Origin of the sequence: Streptococcus infantis (assembly GCF_047465035.1) — a bacterium.
Lineage (GTDB): Bacteria > Bacillota > Bacilli > Lactobacillales > Streptococcaceae > Streptococcus > Streptococcus infantis_T.
Window position 1 is genome coordinate 24,192 of sequence record NZ_JASHAQ010000002.1, and the last position, 14,439, is coordinate 38,630.

20 protein-coding genes are annotated in these 14,439 nt (G+C 39.3%); all 20 read left to right on the plus strand.

The features are described 5' to 3' along the window. The first annotated feature begins 83 nt into the window (after nucleotides 1-83). The 20 genes from QM406_RS00950 to QM406_RS01045 all read left to right on the plus strand — a co-directional run bounded on the left by QM406_RS00950 (nucleotide 84) and on the right by QM406_RS01045 (nucleotide 14,126). A complete protein-coding gene (locus QM406_RS00950) occupies nucleotides 84-641 on the plus strand; it encodes a TetR/AcrR family transcriptional regulator (RefSeq protein WP_000840874.1) in 558 nt (185 codons plus the stop codon). Nucleotides 642-659: 18 nt separating this feature from the next. Then, the gene (locus QM406_RS00955; protein WP_000136981.1) at nucleotides 660-1,127 is read left to right on the plus strand and encodes a deoxycytidylate deaminase; all 468 of its coding nucleotides are present in this window, start codon (nucleotides 660-662) and stop codon (nucleotides 1,125-1,127) included. An 87-nt stretch (nucleotides 1,128-1,214) separates the two neighbouring features. Further along, a complete protein-coding gene (upp, locus tag QM406_RS00960; protein WP_414273147.1) occupies nucleotides 1,215-1,844 on the plus strand; it encodes a uracil phosphoribosyltransferase in 630 nt (209 codons plus the stop codon). 24 nt (nucleotides 1,845-1,868) lie between these two features. After that, nucleotides 1,869-2,222: a DNA topoisomerase I gene (locus QM406_RS00965; RefSeq protein WP_075232209.1), complete on the plus strand. Its 354-nt coding sequence runs from the start codon at nucleotides 1,869-1,871 to the stop codon at nucleotides 2,220-2,222. Between the two features lie 129 nt (nucleotides 2,223-2,351). After that, nucleotides 2,352-2,942 (plus strand): ATP-dependent Clp protease proteolytic subunit ClpP, encoded by a 591-nt coding sequence (clpP, locus tag QM406_RS00970; RefSeq protein ID WP_075232208.1) that lies wholly within the window; start codon nucleotides 2,352-2,354, stop codon nucleotides 2,940-2,942. A 75-nt stretch (nucleotides 2,943-3,017) separates the two neighbouring features. Then, on the plus strand, nucleotides 3,018-3,287 hold the full coding sequence (locus QM406_RS00975) for a YlbG family protein (RefSeq protein WP_414273148.1): 270 nt from the start codon (nucleotides 3,018-3,020) through the stop codon (nucleotides 3,285-3,287). An 86-nt stretch (nucleotides 3,288-3,373) separates the two neighbouring features. Next, complete coding sequence (locus QM406_RS00980; protein ID WP_075232207.1) at nucleotides 3,374-4,531, plus strand: ABC transporter substrate-binding protein; 1,158 nt, start codon at nucleotides 3,374-3,376, stop codon at nucleotides 4,529-4,531. Between the two features lie 115 nt (nucleotides 4,532-4,646). After that, entirely contained in the window at nucleotides 4,647-5,516 is an 870-nt protein-coding gene (locus QM406_RS00985) for a branched-chain amino acid ABC transporter permease (protein WP_075232206.1), read from the plus strand. A gap of 3 nt (nucleotides 5,517-5,519) precedes the next feature. Next, nucleotides 5,520-6,476, plus strand: coding sequence for a branched-chain amino acid ABC transporter permease (locus QM406_RS00990; RefSeq protein ID WP_075232205.1), 957 nt, complete (start codon nucleotides 5,520-5,522; stop codon nucleotides 6,474-6,476). Next, complete coding sequence (locus QM406_RS00995; protein ID WP_075232204.1) at nucleotides 6,476-7,240, plus strand: ABC transporter ATP-binding protein; 765 nt, start codon at nucleotides 6,476-6,478, stop codon at nucleotides 7,238-7,240. The genes QM406_RS00990 and QM406_RS00995 overlap by 1 nt, the downstream gene beginning before the upstream one ends. Next, nucleotides 7,240-7,950, plus strand: coding sequence for an ABC transporter ATP-binding protein (locus tag QM406_RS01000; RefSeq protein WP_075232203.1), 711 nt, complete (start codon nucleotides 7,240-7,242; stop codon nucleotides 7,948-7,950). Before QM406_RS00995 ends, QM406_RS01000 begins: the two co-directional genes overlap by 1 nt. Before the next feature lie 301 nt (nucleotides 7,951-8,251). Next, nucleotides 8,252-8,908, plus strand: coding sequence for a CBS domain-containing protein (locus QM406_RS01005; protein WP_075232202.1), 657 nt, complete (start codon nucleotides 8,252-8,254; stop codon nucleotides 8,906-8,908). Between the two features lie 129 nt (nucleotides 8,909-9,037). Further along, complete coding sequence (gene rpsF, locus QM406_RS01010) at nucleotides 9,038-9,328, plus strand: 30S ribosomal protein S6 (protein ID WP_049530661.1); 291 nt, start codon at nucleotides 9,038-9,040, stop codon at nucleotides 9,326-9,328. Between the two features lie 11 nt (nucleotides 9,329-9,339). Then, on the plus strand, nucleotides 9,340-9,810 hold the full coding sequence (ssbA, locus tag QM406_RS01015) for a single-stranded DNA-binding protein SsbA (RefSeq protein WP_414273149.1): 471 nt from the start codon (nucleotides 9,340-9,342) through the stop codon (nucleotides 9,808-9,810). Between the two features lie 32 nt (nucleotides 9,811-9,842). After that, nucleotides 9,843-10,082, plus strand: coding sequence for a 30S ribosomal protein S18 (gene rpsR / locus QM406_RS01020; protein WP_000068664.1), 240 nt, complete (start codon nucleotides 9,843-9,845; stop codon nucleotides 10,080-10,082). Nucleotides 10,083-10,708: 626 nt separating this feature from the next. Continuing rightward, nucleotides 10,709-11,212 (plus strand): GNAT family N-acetyltransferase, encoded by a 504-nt coding sequence (locus QM406_RS01025; RefSeq protein WP_004244450.1) that lies wholly within the window; start codon nucleotides 10,709-10,711, stop codon nucleotides 11,210-11,212. A gap of 80 nt (nucleotides 11,213-11,292) precedes the next feature. Beyond that, complete coding sequence (locus QM406_RS01030; protein WP_414273150.1) at nucleotides 11,293-12,693, plus strand: bifunctional Cof-type HAD-IIB family hydrolase/peptidylprolyl isomerase; 1,401 nt, start codon at nucleotides 11,293-11,295, stop codon at nucleotides 12,691-12,693. 1 nt (nucleotide 12,694) lies between these two features. Further along, nucleotides 12,695-13,057: a S1 RNA-binding domain-containing protein gene (locus tag QM406_RS01035; protein ID WP_000689622.1), complete on the plus strand. Its 363-nt coding sequence runs from the start codon at nucleotides 12,695-12,697 to the stop codon at nucleotides 13,055-13,057. 48 nt (nucleotides 13,058-13,105) lie between these two features. After that, a complete protein-coding gene (locus tag QM406_RS01040; protein ID WP_414273151.1) occupies nucleotides 13,106-13,852 on the plus strand; it encodes a tRNA1(Val) (adenine(37)-N6)-methyltransferase in 747 nt (248 codons plus the stop codon). Then, complete coding sequence (locus QM406_RS01045; RefSeq protein WP_414273152.1) at nucleotides 13,842-14,126, plus strand: GIY-YIG nuclease family protein; 285 nt, start codon at nucleotides 13,842-13,844, stop codon at nucleotides 14,124-14,126. The genes QM406_RS01040 and QM406_RS01045 overlap by 11 nt, the downstream gene beginning before the upstream one ends. Nucleotides 14,127-14,439 lie beyond the last annotated feature (313 nt).

The following is a 14,439-nucleotide window of genomic DNA, read 5'->3' on the forward strand; positions in this document are numbered from 1 at the left end:
CTGTCTTTTTTTACAATTATATCATGAAAAATCTTAAAACAAAAGTCTCGTCACTCTGTTGTCACAAGTAGAAAGGAAGTGTTATGGCCGAACGAAGAATTTCTGAAAATTCACTTGAAAATCTCAGAAAATCAAACAAAGAATCCAATTTACTGACCAGAGAAGCTATCGAAACAGCTCTTTTGCAACTTTTGGAGAAAAAGGAGTTGACAAAGATTAGCATTTCCGAATTGGTAAAACGAGCTGGTGTTTCTCGTGCCGCCTTTTATCGAAACTATGACTCCAAAGAAGAGATTTTAGAAAGCGTCTTTAAACGCAGTGTCCATAATATCATGGAGCAGCTCAGTCATTATGATGTCAAAACAGATCTCTATCTGGTTTGGGTTCATCTCTTTCGTGAAGCCAGAAAAGAAGCCAAGGTTATTCAGCTTGCCTTGGACTACCACTTGGAAAAAATCTTTGTGCAAGCCATGCAAGAGTTTTTAGAAAAATACTATGGAAAATCAAAAGGAGTCAGCTCTTACCTGCATTCTTTTTGGAGTTCTGCCATCGTATCAGTTTTGCTTAAATGGATCAAGGATGGAATGAAGGTTCCTGCTGAAAAAATCGCAGATTTACGCCTACCATTTTTCAAAAAATAGATCAGAAGGAGAGAAGTTATGACAGAAAAAAGACTGGCTTGGGATGAGTATTTTGCTGCTCAAGCCTTATTGATTGCCAATCGTTCAACCTGTAAACGCGCCAAGGTAGGAGCTGTTTTAGTCAAGGATAATAAGGTTATTTCAACAGGTTATAATGGCTCTGTATCAGGAACGGAGCACTGTATTGACCATGACTGTTTGGTGATTGAGGGCCACTGTGTCCGCACTCTTCATGCTGAGGTTAATGCTATTTTACAAGGGGCAGAGCGTGGCGTTCCAAAAGGATTTACAGCTTACGTTACTCATTTTCCTTGTCTCAACTGCACCAAGCAATTGCTTCAGGTAGGATGTGAGCGTGTCGTTTATATTAACCAGTACCGTATGGACGACTACGCCCAGTATCTCTATCGTGAAAAAGGGACTGAGTTGACCCACTTACCGCTTGAGACAGTACAAGCAGCTCTTCAAGAAGCTAACTTGATTTAAAAATTAAAAAAAAAGATGGTTTAGAAGGATTTTTAAACCATTTTTTGATATAATAAGAAGAATAAATTGAAAGAAGGAATTCAGAAAATGGGAAAACTTGAAGTCATTAATCATCCACTCATTCAACACAAATTGTCAATCTTGCGTCGTACAGACACTTCTACAAAAGCTTTTCGTGAGTTAGTAGATGAAATTGCTATGTTGATGGGATATGAAGTACTTCGTGATCTTCCGCTTGAAGACGTTGAAATCGAAACACCTATCACAAAAACAGTCCAAAAACAATTGGCTGGTAAAAAATTGGCAATTGTTCCAATCTTGCGTGCAGGTATCGGGATGGTCGATGGGCTATTGAGCTTGGTTCCAGCAGCCAAAGTTGGACATATTGGTATGTACCGTGACGAAAAAACTCTTCAACCAGTAGAATACTTGGTAAAATTACCTGAAGATATCGACCAACGTCAAATTTTTGTGGTTGACCCTATGCTTGCAACAGGTGGTTCTGCAATCTTGGCTGTTGATTCCCTCAAAAAACGTGGAGCATCAAACATCAAATTTGTCTGCCTTGTATCTGCTCCAGAAGGTGTAAAAGCTCTTCAAGAAGCTCACCCAGATGTAGAAATCTTTACAGCAGCTTTGGATGAACGTTTGAACGAACATGGCTATATCGTTCCAGGTCTTGGTGACGCAGGAGACCGCTTGTTCGGTACTAAATAAGAATAAAGAATAGAGAAATTTGACATGGGAATCGATTGGGAAGAGATTTTAGGTGTAGAAGAGAATATCGCCGAGTCTTACGATGATTTAGTTAATGAAGCCATGGATGATTATCTAGATGAATCAGATGAATGGCAACGTAGTAATAATGGCCATTATGTCGTTGGTGTTTGGAATGGGAAGAAAGTTCGTTTTAAACATAAATGGTGTAATCATGAATTTTCTGAACAAGAAATAGATGATTTATTAAGTGGCAAAGAAATCCGCTTTCGATGTACTGTGACTAAAAATGAGCAGGATGTTATTGGGAAATTGGAGCATTTAGAATACAAGGGAACTAAGTATGTAGGTTTTTCTCCTTCTAATTGGAAAAAGTAATTTTCATCACTTAATTTAAAAGTATATATGAAAATATATCAAAAATTTGACCTTTTTTGACCAAGGTATTATAATAGTCATAACTTCAGTCATGTGACTAACAAAAATAAAAGTTAAAAGGAGAAATCAATGATTCCTGTAGTAATTGAACAAACAAGTCGTGGGGAACGTTCCTACGATATCTACTCTCGTCTTTTGAAAGACCGCATCATCATGCTGACAGGTCCAGTTGAAGACAATATGGCAAACTCAGTTATTGCTCAGTTGCTCTTCTTGGATGCTCAAGACAGCACTAAAGATATCTACCTCTATGTTAATACACCAGGTGGATCAGTTTCAGCTGGTTTGGCAATTGTAGATACTATGAATTTCATCAAAGCAGACGTACAAACGATTGTTATGGGTATGGCTGCCTCAATGGGAACTATTATCGCATCAAGTGGTGCTAAGGGCAAACGCTTCATGCTTCCAAATGCAGAGTACATGATTCACCAACCGATGGGTGGTACTGGTGGTGGTACGCAACAGACAGATATGGCTATTGCGGCTGAGCACTTGCTTAAAACTCGTAAGTCTTTGGAGCAAATTCTTGCAGATAATTCTGGTAAATCAGTTGAGCAAATCCATGCAGATGCTGAACGTGATTACTGGATGAGCGCTCAAGAAACACTTGAATATGGTTTCATTGATGAAATCATGGCTAATAATTCTTTGAATTAATCTTTTGAAGCAAACTCGACTGAGTTTGCTTTTTTTGATATAATAGTAAGAAGATTGTTAGAAGGAAGTTGTAATATGTTTCAAAAAGAGAATCGGTCTGGTCTGATTATCTACCTATACTATAATCGTGATGCAAAAAAACTCGATAATTATGGTGATATTTGTTACCACTCTAAAAAACACCGTTATCTGCAACTTTATGTTCCAACAGAAGAAGTGGAAGAACTGGTTAGCCGTTTAGGAAAAGAGAAATTTGTCAAAAAAGTGAGACAATGTCATATCCAAGAATTGGGAACTCCCTTTGTTGGTAGTCTCTACAGAAATAACGAAAACGTTATCATGTAAAATTTTAGATAAATGTGTTGACAATTTTCTGATAATTCGGTATATTCTTAACATGCTATTTATTTAAGAAATAAGGAGACAAAAAGATGAAGAAAAAATTTGCCCTATCGTTTGTGGCGCTTGCAAGTGTAGCACTTCTTGCAGCCTGCGGAGAAGTGAAGTCTGGAGCGTCAAACGCTGCTGGTAACGAAATCGACAAAGAACTAAAAATCGGTTTTAATTTTGAAAAAACTGGTGAAGTAGCAGCCTACGGTAGCGCTGAACAAAAAGGTGCTCAATTGGCCGTTGATGAAATCAACGCAGCTGGTGGTATCGATGGAAAACAAATCGAAGTTGTAGACAAAGATAACAAATCTGAGACAGCTGAAGCGGCTACCGTTACAACAAACCTTGTTACCCAATCAAAAGTGAACGCTCTTGTAGGACCTGCAACTTCAGGTGCCACTGCCGCAGCGGTTGCCAATGCTGGTAAAGCAGGTGTACCATTGGTAACCCCATCAGCAACTCAAGATGATTTGACAAAAGGTCAAGATTACCTTTTCCGTGCAACCTTCATCGATAGCTTCCAAGGACAAATCATTGCTAAATACACAACTGATAACTTGAAAGCGAAGAAAGTCGTTCTATACTACGATAACTCATCTGACTATGCTAAAGGGATTGCTGAAGCCTTCAAGAAATCTTATAAAGGTGAAATTGTAGCGACAGAAACGTTCCAATCTAAGGATACAGATTTCCAAGCCGCACTTACAAAAATCAAAGATAAAGACTTCGATGCCATTGTCCTTCCAGGGTACTACACTGAAACTGGTAAAATTGTAAACCAAGCACGTGGTATGGGAATCAAACAACCAATCATCGGTGGTGATGGATTTAGTGATGCTAAATTCGTTGAACAAGCAACACCTGCTGCAGCTACAGACATCTACTACGTAACTGGATTCTCTACTGAAGGTGAAATGACTGATAAAGCCAAGAAATTCGTAGAAGCTTATAAAGCGAAATACAACGAAGAACCTTCAATGTTTGCAGCCTTGGCATATGATTCAGTTTACATGATTTCGGAAGCATCTAAAGGTGCTAAGAACTCTGTCGAATTGAAAGACAACCTTGCGAAGTTGAAAGACTTGGAAGGTGTTACTGGTACAATGTCTATTGACAAAGACCATAATCCGGTTAAATCTGCACTTATGATTGGCTTAAAAGATGGTAAAGTTGAGTCAGTTGAGTCGGTTAAACCTTAATCTAGTAGATATCGTAAATGGGGAATGAGCTTCTACTCACTCCCTGTTTCGGTGTTTATGAAAGGATTATTTTTTTATAAAATTCTAAAAATATAAATTAGAAAGAGTGAACCATATGCTTCAACAACTTGTAAATGGTTTAATCTTGGGTAGTGTCTATGCGCTGCTAGCCCTAGGTTATACTATGGTTTATGGAATTATCAAGCTGATTAACTTTGCCCACGGTGATATCTATATGATAGGTGCTTTCATGGGTTATTTTTTGATTAATTCCTTGCAATTAAATTTCTTTGTTGCCTTGATTTTATCAATGGCAGGCACAGCAATTCTTGGTGTTATCATTGAGTTTCTAGCTTACCGCCCATTACGTCATTCAACTCGTATCTCTGTATTGATTACAGCGATTGGGGTTTCCTTCTTACTTGAGTATGGGATGGTTTATCTAGTCGGAGCCAACACACGTGCCTTTCCTCAAGCAATCCAAACAGTGCGTTATGACTTAGGTCCAATCAGTCTGACCAATATTCAATTGTTGATTTTGACTGTCTCACTTGTTTTGATGGTTCTTCTGCAACTCATTGTACAAAAAACAAAAATGGGGAAAGCCATGCGTGCTGTATCTGTAGATAGTGATGCTGCTCAGTTGATGGGAATCAATGTAAACCGTACTATCAGCTTTACATTCGCTTTGGGTTCAGCCCTAGCTGGTGCAGCGGGTGTCTTGATTGCACTTTACTATAACTCTCTTGAACCATTGATGGGGATGACTCCAGGTATTAAATCATTCGTGGCTGCCGTTCTAGGTGGTATCGGAATCATCCCTGGTGCGGCTCTGGGTGGCTTTGTTATTGGTCTTTTAGAAACATTTGCTACCGCCTTCGGAATGTCAGATTTCCGTGATGCTATCGTGTATGGAATCTTGCTCTTAATCTTGATTGTACGTCCAGCTGGTATCCTCGGTAAGAATGTGAAAGAGAAGGTGTAAACAATGAAAGAAAATTTAAAAGTTAATATTTTATGGTTGCTCCTTTTATTAGCAGGCTATGGCTTAATCAGCGTACTTGTTTCAGCTGGAGTGCTCAATCTCTTTTATATTCAAATTTTAGAGCAAATTGGGATTAACATCATACTTGCAGTTGGTCTTAACCTTATCGTAGGTTTTTCTGGACAATTTTCTCTAGGGCACGCAGGATTTATGGCTATTGGTGCCTATGCGGCTGCAATTATTGGTTCTAAATCTCCAACCTATGGAGCCTTCTTTGGAGCTATGCTTCTTGGAGCACTTATCTCAGGATTAGTGGCTTTAGTCGTTGGGATTCCAACTCTTCGTTTGAAAGGGGACTATCTTGCAGTAGCAACCCTAGGTGTTGCTGAGATTATTCGAATCTGTATTGTTAATGGTGGTGAACTAACTAATGGTGCAGCTGGTATTCTAGGTATTCCAAACTTTACTAACTGGCAAATGGTATATTTCTTTGCTGTGATTACAACAATTGCAACACTTAATTTCCTTCGTAGTCCAATCGGTCGTCTAACTTTATCCGTTCGTGAAGATGAAATCGCTGCTGAATCAGTTGGGGTAAATACAACCAAAATCAAAATTATTGCTTTTGTATTCGGAGCGATGACTGCAAGTATTGCAGGTTCGCTTCAAGCAGGATTTATCGGTTCTGTTGTGCCTAAAGATTATAGTTTTATCAACTCTATCAACGTCTTGATTATTGTTGTATTTGGCGGTTTGGGATCCATTACAGGAGCGATTGTTGCTGCCATTGTTCTTGGTATTTTAAACATGCTTCTACAGGATGTAGCAAGTATTCGTATGATCATCTACGCCCTAGCCTTGGTACTTGTAATGATTTTCAGACCAGGTGGTCTTCTTGGAACATGGGAATTAAGTCTATCTAGTTTCTTTAAAAAAACTAAGAAGGAGGAACAAAACTAATGGCATTACTTGAAGTAAAACAGTTAACCAAGCATTTTGGTGGTCTAACGGCTGTTGGAGATGTAACTCTTGAATTGAATGAAGGTGAACTTGTTGGCTTGATTGGACCGAACGGAGCTGGTAAAACAACTCTCTTCAACCTCTTGACAGGTGTGTATGAACCAAGCGAAGGAACAGTAACCTTGGATGGTCACTTGTTAAATGGCAAGCAGCCCTATAAAATTGCTGCTCTTGGTTTAGGACGTACTTTCCAAAATATTCGTCTCTTTAAAGACTTAACTGTATTAGACAATGTTCTGATTGCATTTAGTAATCATCATAAACAACATGTTTTTGCAAGTTTCTTGCGCTTACCAGCTTTTTATAAGAATGAAAAAGAATTGAAAGCTAAAGCCTTAGAATTACTAAAAATCTTTGATTTGGATGGAGATGCTGAAACTCTCGCTAAAAATTTAGCCTATGGTCAACAACGTCGCTTAGAGATTGTGCGTGCCCTTGCTACAGAACCTAAAATCCTTTTCTTGGATGAGCCTGCAGCGGGTATGAATCCACAAGAAACTGCAGAATTGACTGAGTTGATTCGTCGCATCAAGGATGAATTCAAGATTACTATTATGCTGATTGAACATGATATGAACTTGGTTATGGAAGTTACGGAGCGTATCTATGTTCTTGAGTACGGTCGTTTGATTGCTCACGGGACACCAGATGAAATCAAGAGTAATAAACGTGTTATCGAAGCTTATCTTGGAGGTGAAGCCTAATGTCTATGTTAAAAGTTGAAAACCTCTCAGTACACTATGGTATGATTCAAGCTGTACGTGATGTGAGCTTTGAAGTAAATGAAGGAGAAGTTGTTTCCCTTATCGGTGCAAACGGTGCTGGTAAAACAACCATCCTTCGTACCTTATCAGGCCTTGTTCGTCCAAGTTCTGGTCGGATTGAATTTTTAGGACAAGAAATCCAAAAGATGCCCGCACAAAAAATTGTGGCATCAGGACTTTCTCAAGTACCAGAAGGACGTCACGTCTTCCCTGGTTTGACAGTTATGGAAAACTTGGAAATGGGAGCCTTCCTTAAGAAAAATCGTGAAGAAAATCAAGCAAATCTGAAAAAAGTATTTTCACGTTTCCCGCGTTTGGAAGAACGTAAAAACCAAGATGCAGCTACCCTATCAGGTGGTGAACAGCAGATGCTTGCTATGGGACGTGCGCTTATGTCAACGCCTAAGCTTCTTCTCTTAGATGAACCATCAATGGGGCTTGCTCCAATTTTTATCCAAGAAATTTTTGATATCATCCAAGATATTCAAAAACAAGGTACGACCGTTCTTTTGATCGAGCAAAATGCCAATAAAGCACTTGCCATCGCAGATCGAGGCTATGTTCTTGAAACAGGAAAAATTGTCCTATCAGGAACAGGAAAAGAACTCACCGCATCAGATGAAGTCAGAAAAGCATATCTAGGTGGCTAAACTAGTCTGGGAGACTAGTTTAGGTTGCGGATAAAAATTGCGCCAGCAATCCACATTTAGTCCGAGGGACCTTTTTAGTCGGCAGATAGAGATTGCTTGGCAATCATCAAATCCAGTGGATTGTTTTAGTCTGCGGGAAAGATTGTCGAATAAATTGCATAATCATAAGATTGAGGGCCCTAATATAGGGCTCTTTTTATAGTATTTCAGAGTTTTCAGAATCTTGAAAAAGAGATGAAAGCGTTTGAATGATTTTCTTAAAAAGTGTATAATAAAGCTATAAACATAAAGGAGAGTTCCTATGGCAGTTAAAGATTTTATGACACGTAAGGTGGTATATATTAGCCCAGATACGACTGTAGCACATGCAGCAGACTTGATGCGCGAGCAAGGTTTGCATCGTCTTCCTGTTATTGAAAATGATAAATTAGTTGGTCTAGTAACAGAAGGAACAATTGCTGAAGCCAGTCCATCAAAAGCAACGAGTCTTTCAATCTATGAGATGAATTACTTGCTAAACAAAACAAAAGTAAAAGATGTCATGATTCGGGATGTAATCACTGTTTCAGGCTATGCAAGTTTGGAAGATGCAACCTACCTTATGCTAAAGAATAAAATTGGAATTTTGCCAGTTATGGATGATGGACAACTATACGGCGTCATTACTGACCGTGATGTATTCAGAGCATTTCTTGAAATTTCTGGTTATGGCGAAGAGGGAATCCGTGTTCGTTTTATCACAGAAAATGAAGTTGGGGTACTTGGAAAGATTGTTTCTTTAATCGTTGAGGAAAATCTTAATATCTCTCACACTGTTAATATTCCACGTAAAGATGGTAAGATTGTTATCGAAGTTCAAATTGAGGGAACGGTTGATCTAGCTACCTTTAAACAGAAATTTGAATCTGAGAATATTCAGGTTGAAGAAATTACACAAACTTCTGCAAAAAAACTGTAAAAAATAAAATAGAAGCAGTTTTTCACTTGCGAAAAAAATGTTTTTCTAGTATAATAGTTTATTGTGAGCAAACCTCACTTACCCCTTGCAATGTCTTGGGGTCATTAGACCAAAAGGAGGAACATATCAATGGCTAAATACGAAATTCTTTATATCATTCGTCCAAACATTGAAGAAGAAGCGAAAAACGCTTTGGTAGCACGTTTTGACTCTATCTTGACTGACAACGGTGCAACTGTTGTTGAATCAAAAACATGGGAAAAACGTCGTCTTGCATACGAAATCCAAGATTTCCGTGAAGGACTTTACCACATCGTTAACGTTGAAGCAAACGACGACGCAGCTCTTAAAGAGTTTGACCGTCTTTCAAAAATCAACGCTGACATTCTTCGTCACATGATCGTCAAACTTGACGCGTAAGAAGGTAGATTATGATTAACAATGTTGTACTTGTAGGGCGTATGACTCGTGACGCTGAGTTGCGTTATACCCCATCAAATGTAGCAGTTGCGACTTTTACTCTTGCAGTAAACCGTACATTTAAGAGTCAAAATGGCGAACGTGAGGCTGATTTTATCAATGTCGTTATGTGGCGCCAACAGGCTGAAAATCTTGCTAATTGGGCTAAAAAAGGCTCACTTATCGGGGTGACAGGCCGTATTCAGACTCGTAGTTACGATAACCAGCAAGGACAACGTGTCTACGTGACGGAAGTCGTGGCTGAGAATTTCCAAATGTTGGAAAGCCGTAGTGTGCGTGAAGGACATACTGGTGGAGCTTATTCTGCACCAAGTTCAAACTATTCAGCACCTACTCAATCAATACCTGACTTTTCACGTGATGAAAATCCATTCGGAACAACAAATCCTTTGGATATTTCAGATGATGATTTACCATTCTAATGGACAATTAATACTATAAAGGAGAAAAAAACATGGCTCAACAACGTCGTGGCGGATTCAAACGCCGTAAAAAAGTTGATTACATCGCAGCAAACAAAATTGAATATGTTGATTACAAAGATACTGAGCTTCTTAGCCGTTTCGTTTCAGAACGTGGGAAAATCCTTCCTCGTCGTGTAACTGGAACTTCAGCTAAAAACCAACGTAAAGTAACAACAGCTATCAAACGCGCTCGCGTAATGGCTTTGATGCCTTTCGTAAACGAAGATTAAAAAAAGGGGTCCAGTGGACCTCTTTTTCATGAGCTTGAAAACAAGAAAGCGAATTAAGACCCCGACGGGTCTTTTTTTCACGAGCATAGAAATGTGAAAGCGAGTTGAGGTCCAGTGGACCTCTTTTTCATGAGCTTGAAAATAAGAAAGCGAATTAAGACCCCGACGGGTCTTTTTTTCACGAGCTTTGAAATGAGAGAGCGAGTTTGGGTCCAGTGGACCTCTTTTTCATGAGCTTGAAAACAAGAAAGCGAATTAAGACCCCGACGGGTCTTTTTTTCACGAGCTTTGAAATGAGAGAGCGAGTTTGGGTCCAGTGGACCTCTTTTTCATGAGCTTGAAAACAAGAAAGCGAATTAAGACCCTTACGGGTCTTTTTTTCACGAGCATTGAAATGAGAGAGCGAGTTTGGGTCCAGTGGACCTCTTTTTCATGAGCTTGAAAACAAGAAAGCGAATTAAGACCCTTACGGGTCTTTTTTTCACGAGCATTGAAATGAGAGAGCGAGTTTGGGTCCAGTGAACCTCTTTTTCAGACCCTTATGGGTCTTTTTTCACGAGACAGTTTTTTTCTGACCTTGGCGTGCTATAATGGTAATAGAAAGAGTGAAGGTGGGTAAGTTAAAGATGAATTGTACGATTAGAAATATGATTAAGTCTGATATTGAATCCTTATCTCATGGATTTATGAATCAAGGTTGGCCTGGTAGAGAGGAAATTTTGGCTAGATATTTTCTGGAACAGGAAAGTGGGGAGAGAGAAGTCTTAGTTGCAGAGATTGATGGTGCTGTAGCGGGCTACGTTACCATTTTGCCCTCTGCTAAACATGGTCCTTTTGCAGAAGTCTATCCAGAATTATCAGATTTTAATGTGTTTGAGCCTTTTCGAAATCAAGGGATTGGGAATCAACTGCTAGAAGAAGCAGAAAAACGAGTCAAGTTTGTCTCGAGTAAGGTCACTCTTGGTGTAGGTTTGCACTTAGGCTATGGCCCTGCCCAGAGATTGTATATCAGACGGGGCTACATTCCAGATGGGACAGGTGTCTGGTATCGAAATCAACCCTTGGAAATGAATGCAACTAGCCAAAATAATGATGATTTGGTTTTGTATCTAGTAAAGGAATTCGGATAAGAGACAAGGATTTTATTGGGGATGTGGGATTCCTCTACTTTATGGTATAATGGAAAGAGTGAATTGAAGGAGGTAATGAGATGGATGCGAAATTAAGATATAAGGCAAAAAAGATAAAGATTGTTTTTTTTGATATTGATGATACTTTGCGAAACTCAAGGACTGGTTTTATCCCAACCTCAATTCCAACAGTATTTCAACAATTACGTGAAAAAGGTATTTTGACTGGGATTGCGACTGGTCGTGGGATTTTCGGTGTCGTGCCAGAGATTCGCGAACTTAAACCTGACTTTTTTGTTACTCTGAATGGTGCCTATATTGAGGATAAAAAAGGCAATGTGATTGATAGTAACAAAATCTCTAAAGATAAGATTGAAAGCTATATTGCTTGGACTAAGGAAGTGGGGATTGACTATGGTTTAGTTGGTAGTCATACTGCTAAACTCTCCACTAGAACTGAGTTGATTAGTGAGGCTATTGATCCAATTTATCCTGACTTGGATGTTGATCCTGATTATTATGAAAAAGAAGACATCTATCAGATGTGGACTTTTGAGGATCAGGGAGATGACCTGACTTTGCCTGAAAGTTTAGCATCGACTTTGCGTATGGTACGCTGGCATGAACATTCGTCAGATGTGGTACCAATTTCAGGTTCAAAAGCAGCTGGTGTAGCAAAAGTTGTAGAACATTTAGATCTTAAACCTGAGAACGTGATGGTTTTTGGGGACGGACTGAACGATTTAGAGCTCTTTGATTATGCAGGCATTAGTGTCGCTATGGGTGTCTCTCATGACAAAATCAAAGAAAAAGCAGATTATATTACAAAAACATTAGAAGAAGATGGCATTTTCGATGCCTTAGAAGGATTTGGTATGGTAGAAAAAGAATTACAGTTTCCACAAGTAGACATTGAAGCAGTAGATGGTCCGATTGCGACTATTAAGACAAATCATGGAGACTTGCGTATTAAGCTTTTCCCTGAGCATGCACCAAAAACAGTTGCCAACTTTATTGCTCTGTCTAAAGACGGTTACTATGACGGTGTCATTTTCCACCGTATTATTAAAGACTTTATGATTCAAGGTGGAGATCCAACTGGTACTGGTATGGGTGGCGAATCAATCTATGGTGAGTCATTTGAGGATGAGTTTTCAGAAGAACTTTACAATGTCCGTGGAGCCCTTTCTATGGCTAATGCTGGGCCAAATACAAATGGTAGCCAGTTCTTTATCGTGCAGAATCAACACTTGCCATATTCTAAGAAAGAAATTGCTCGTGGTGGTTGGCCAGAACCAATTGCGGAAATTTATGCAGAACAAGGTGGAACTCCTCACCTTGATCGTCGTCATACTGTATTCGGTCAACTTGCGGATGAAGCTTCTTATGAAGTTCTGGATGCAATTGCAGGTGTAGAAACAGGTGCAATGGACAAGCCAGTTGAAGATGTCGTTATCGAAACGATTGAAATCGAGGACTAGGATGAAAATAGGTGATAAGCTAACAGGGCGAATTACAGGGATTCAGTCTTATGGAGCCTTTGTGGAGTTAGAGACTGGTATCACAGGCTTGATTCATATTTCTGAAATTCGTACAGGATTTATTGAGAATATCTATGATGTACTGAAAATCGGTGAAGAAGTTCAAGTCCAGGTTGTCGATTTGGACGAATATACAGGAAAAGCAAGTCTTTCTATTCGGACTTTGGAAGAAGAGAAACATCAATTACCGAGACGGAGACGTTTTTCAAGTGACCGTGTCAAATACGGATTTGCTCCTTTGGCTCGCATGATGCCTATCTGGACCAAGGAAGCTATCTCTAATCTAAATAAGAAAAAGTCTTAATTGATTTTTCTCTCTTGAAATGTTAATATAGTTTGTTATAATAGAAGTATGGTAGAAGAATTATTAAAACCAGGAGAGAGAATCAATCAGCTCTTTTCTACAGATATCAAGATTATTCAAAATAGAGAGGTTTTTAGCTATTCGGTGGATAGTGTACTTTTGTCACGCTTTCCTCGCTTTCCTAAAAATGGCTTAATAGTGGATTTTTGTGCGGGTAATGGAGCTGTTGGATTTTTTGCCAGTAGTCGTACTAAGGCGAAAATTCTGTCTGTTGAAATCCAGGAACGATTGGCGGATATGGCAGACCGGTCAGTCCGATTAAATGGCTTAGAAGAACAGATGCAGGTCATTTGTGATGATTTGAAGAATATGCCTGCTTACATTCAGGGGAGTAAGGTTGATTTGATTTTGTGCAATCCTCCCTATTTTAAGGTGGACCCAAATTCTAATCTGAACGAGAGTGAGCACTATTTGTTGGCTCGGCACGAAATTACGACCAATCTCAAGGAAATCTGCCGTAGTGCCCAAAGTATTCTCAAATCCAATGGGCGTTTAGCCATGGTCCATCGTCCTGATCGATTGTTAGATATTTTAGACACCCTTCAACAACACAATTTAGCTCCAAAGCGTCTGCAATTTGTATACCCTAAACGGGAGAAGGAAGCCAATATGCTTTTGATCGAGGCTATTAAGGACGGCTCCACTAGTGGTTTTAAGGTTCTGCCACCACTCATTGTTCATAATGATGATGGTTCCTATACTCCAGAAATTCAAGAAATCTATTATGGATCATAAAGCTTATATGTATGTAGTTGAGTGTCGGGATGGTTCCTACTATACTGGTTATACAACGGATGTCAAAAAAAGAATAGCTGTTCACAATAGTGGTAAGGGAGCCAAGTACACACGAGCTCGGTTGCCAGTAAAACTTATCTATGCTCAAGGTTTCGATAGTAAAGAAGAAGCCATGTCAGCCGAAGCTCTTTTTAAACGCAAGACACGTCCGCAGAAAATAAACTATCTAAAGGACAATCAAGATAAGAATTTAGCCAATATTTTCGAGATTTAGTGAGAGTGGGACAGAAATCGTTAATTCGTTAGAATTCGATTTCGTCGTCCCACCTCCGCACAATTGAGTAGGGCTGTAAAAGATGATGATACTCTTCGAAAATCAAATTCAAACCACGTCAGCTTCGACTTGCCGTACTCAAGTACAGTCTGTGGCTCGCTTCCTAGTCTGCTCTTTGATTTTCATTGAGTATGAAATCAGCGTAGTAGAGCCCACTCAATCACTGCGTCTTGCTCGACAATCCAAAGACAATTGAGAGGCTAGGACTTTTGTCCCAGCCTCTTACTTTTGTCAAAAATTGAAAAAAATGCTA

Excerpts from the sequence above, each read along its gene's own strand:
- ssbA (WP_414273149.1), top strand. The coding sequence starts at position 9,340 with ATGATTAACAATGTTGTACTTGTAGGGCGTATGACTCGTGACGCTGAG.
- QM406_RS01030 (WP_414273150.1), top strand. The coding sequence starts at position 11,293 with ATGGATGCGAAATTAAGATATAAGGCAAAAAAGATAAAGATTGTTTTT.
- QM406_RS00965 (WP_075232209.1), top strand. The coding sequence starts at position 1,869 with ATGGGAATCGATTGGGAAGAGATTTTAGGTGTAGAAGAGAATATCGCC.
- QM406_RS00995 (WP_075232204.1), top strand. The coding sequence starts at position 6,476 with ATGGCATTACTTGAAGTAAAACAGTTAACCAAGCATTTTGGTGGTCTA.
- rpsR (WP_000068664.1), top strand. The coding sequence starts at position 9,843 with ATGGCTCAACAACGTCGTGGCGGATTCAAACGCCGTAAAAAAGTTGAT.
- QM406_RS00985 (WP_075232206.1), top strand. The coding sequence starts at position 4,647 with ATGCTTCAACAACTTGTAAATGGTTTAATCTTGGGTAGTGTCTATGCG.
- QM406_RS01005 (WP_075232202.1), top strand. The coding sequence starts at position 8,252 with ATGGCAGTTAAAGATTTTATGACACGTAAGGTGGTATATATTAGCCCA.
- QM406_RS01000 (WP_075232203.1), top strand. The coding sequence starts at position 7,240 with ATGTCTATGTTAAAAGTTGAAAACCTCTCAGTACACTATGGTATGATT.
- QM406_RS01035 (WP_000689622.1), top strand. The coding sequence starts at position 12,695 with ATGAAAATAGGTGATAAGCTAACAGGGCGAATTACAGGGATTCAGTCT.
- QM406_RS00980 (WP_075232207.1), top strand. The coding sequence starts at position 3,374 with ATGAAGAAAAAATTTGCCCTATCGTTTGTGGCGCTTGCAAGTGTAGCA.
- QM406_RS00975 (WP_414273148.1), top strand. The coding sequence starts at position 3,018 with ATGTTTCAAAAAGAGAATCGGTCTGGTCTGATTATCTACCTATACTAT.
- rpsF (WP_049530661.1), top strand. The coding sequence starts at position 9,038 with ATGGCTAAATACGAAATTCTTTATATCATTCGTCCAAACATTGAAGAA.
- QM406_RS00990 (WP_075232205.1), top strand. The coding sequence starts at position 5,520 with ATGAAAGAAAATTTAAAAGTTAATATTTTATGGTTGCTCCTTTTATTA.
- QM406_RS00955 (WP_000136981.1), top strand. The coding sequence starts at position 660 with ATGACAGAAAAAAGACTGGCTTGGGATGAGTATTTTGCTGCTCAAGCC.
- QM406_RS01025 (WP_004244450.1), top strand. The coding sequence starts at position 10,709 with ATGAATTGTACGATTAGAAATATGATTAAGTCTGATATTGAATCCTTA.
- QM406_RS01045 (WP_414273152.1), top strand. The coding sequence starts at position 13,842 with ATGGATCATAAAGCTTATATGTATGTAGTTGAGTGTCGGGATGGTTCC.
- QM406_RS01040 (WP_414273151.1), top strand. The coding sequence starts at position 13,106 with ATGGTAGAAGAATTATTAAAACCAGGAGAGAGAATCAATCAGCTCTTT.
- upp (WP_414273147.1), top strand. The coding sequence starts at position 1,215 with ATGGGAAAACTTGAAGTCATTAATCATCCACTCATTCAACACAAATTG.
- clpP (WP_075232208.1), top strand. The coding sequence starts at position 2,352 with ATGATTCCTGTAGTAATTGAACAAACAAGTCGTGGGGAACGTTCCTAC.
- QM406_RS00950 (WP_000840874.1), top strand. The coding sequence starts at position 84 with ATGGCCGAACGAAGAATTTCTGAAAATTCACTTGAAAATCTCAGAAAA.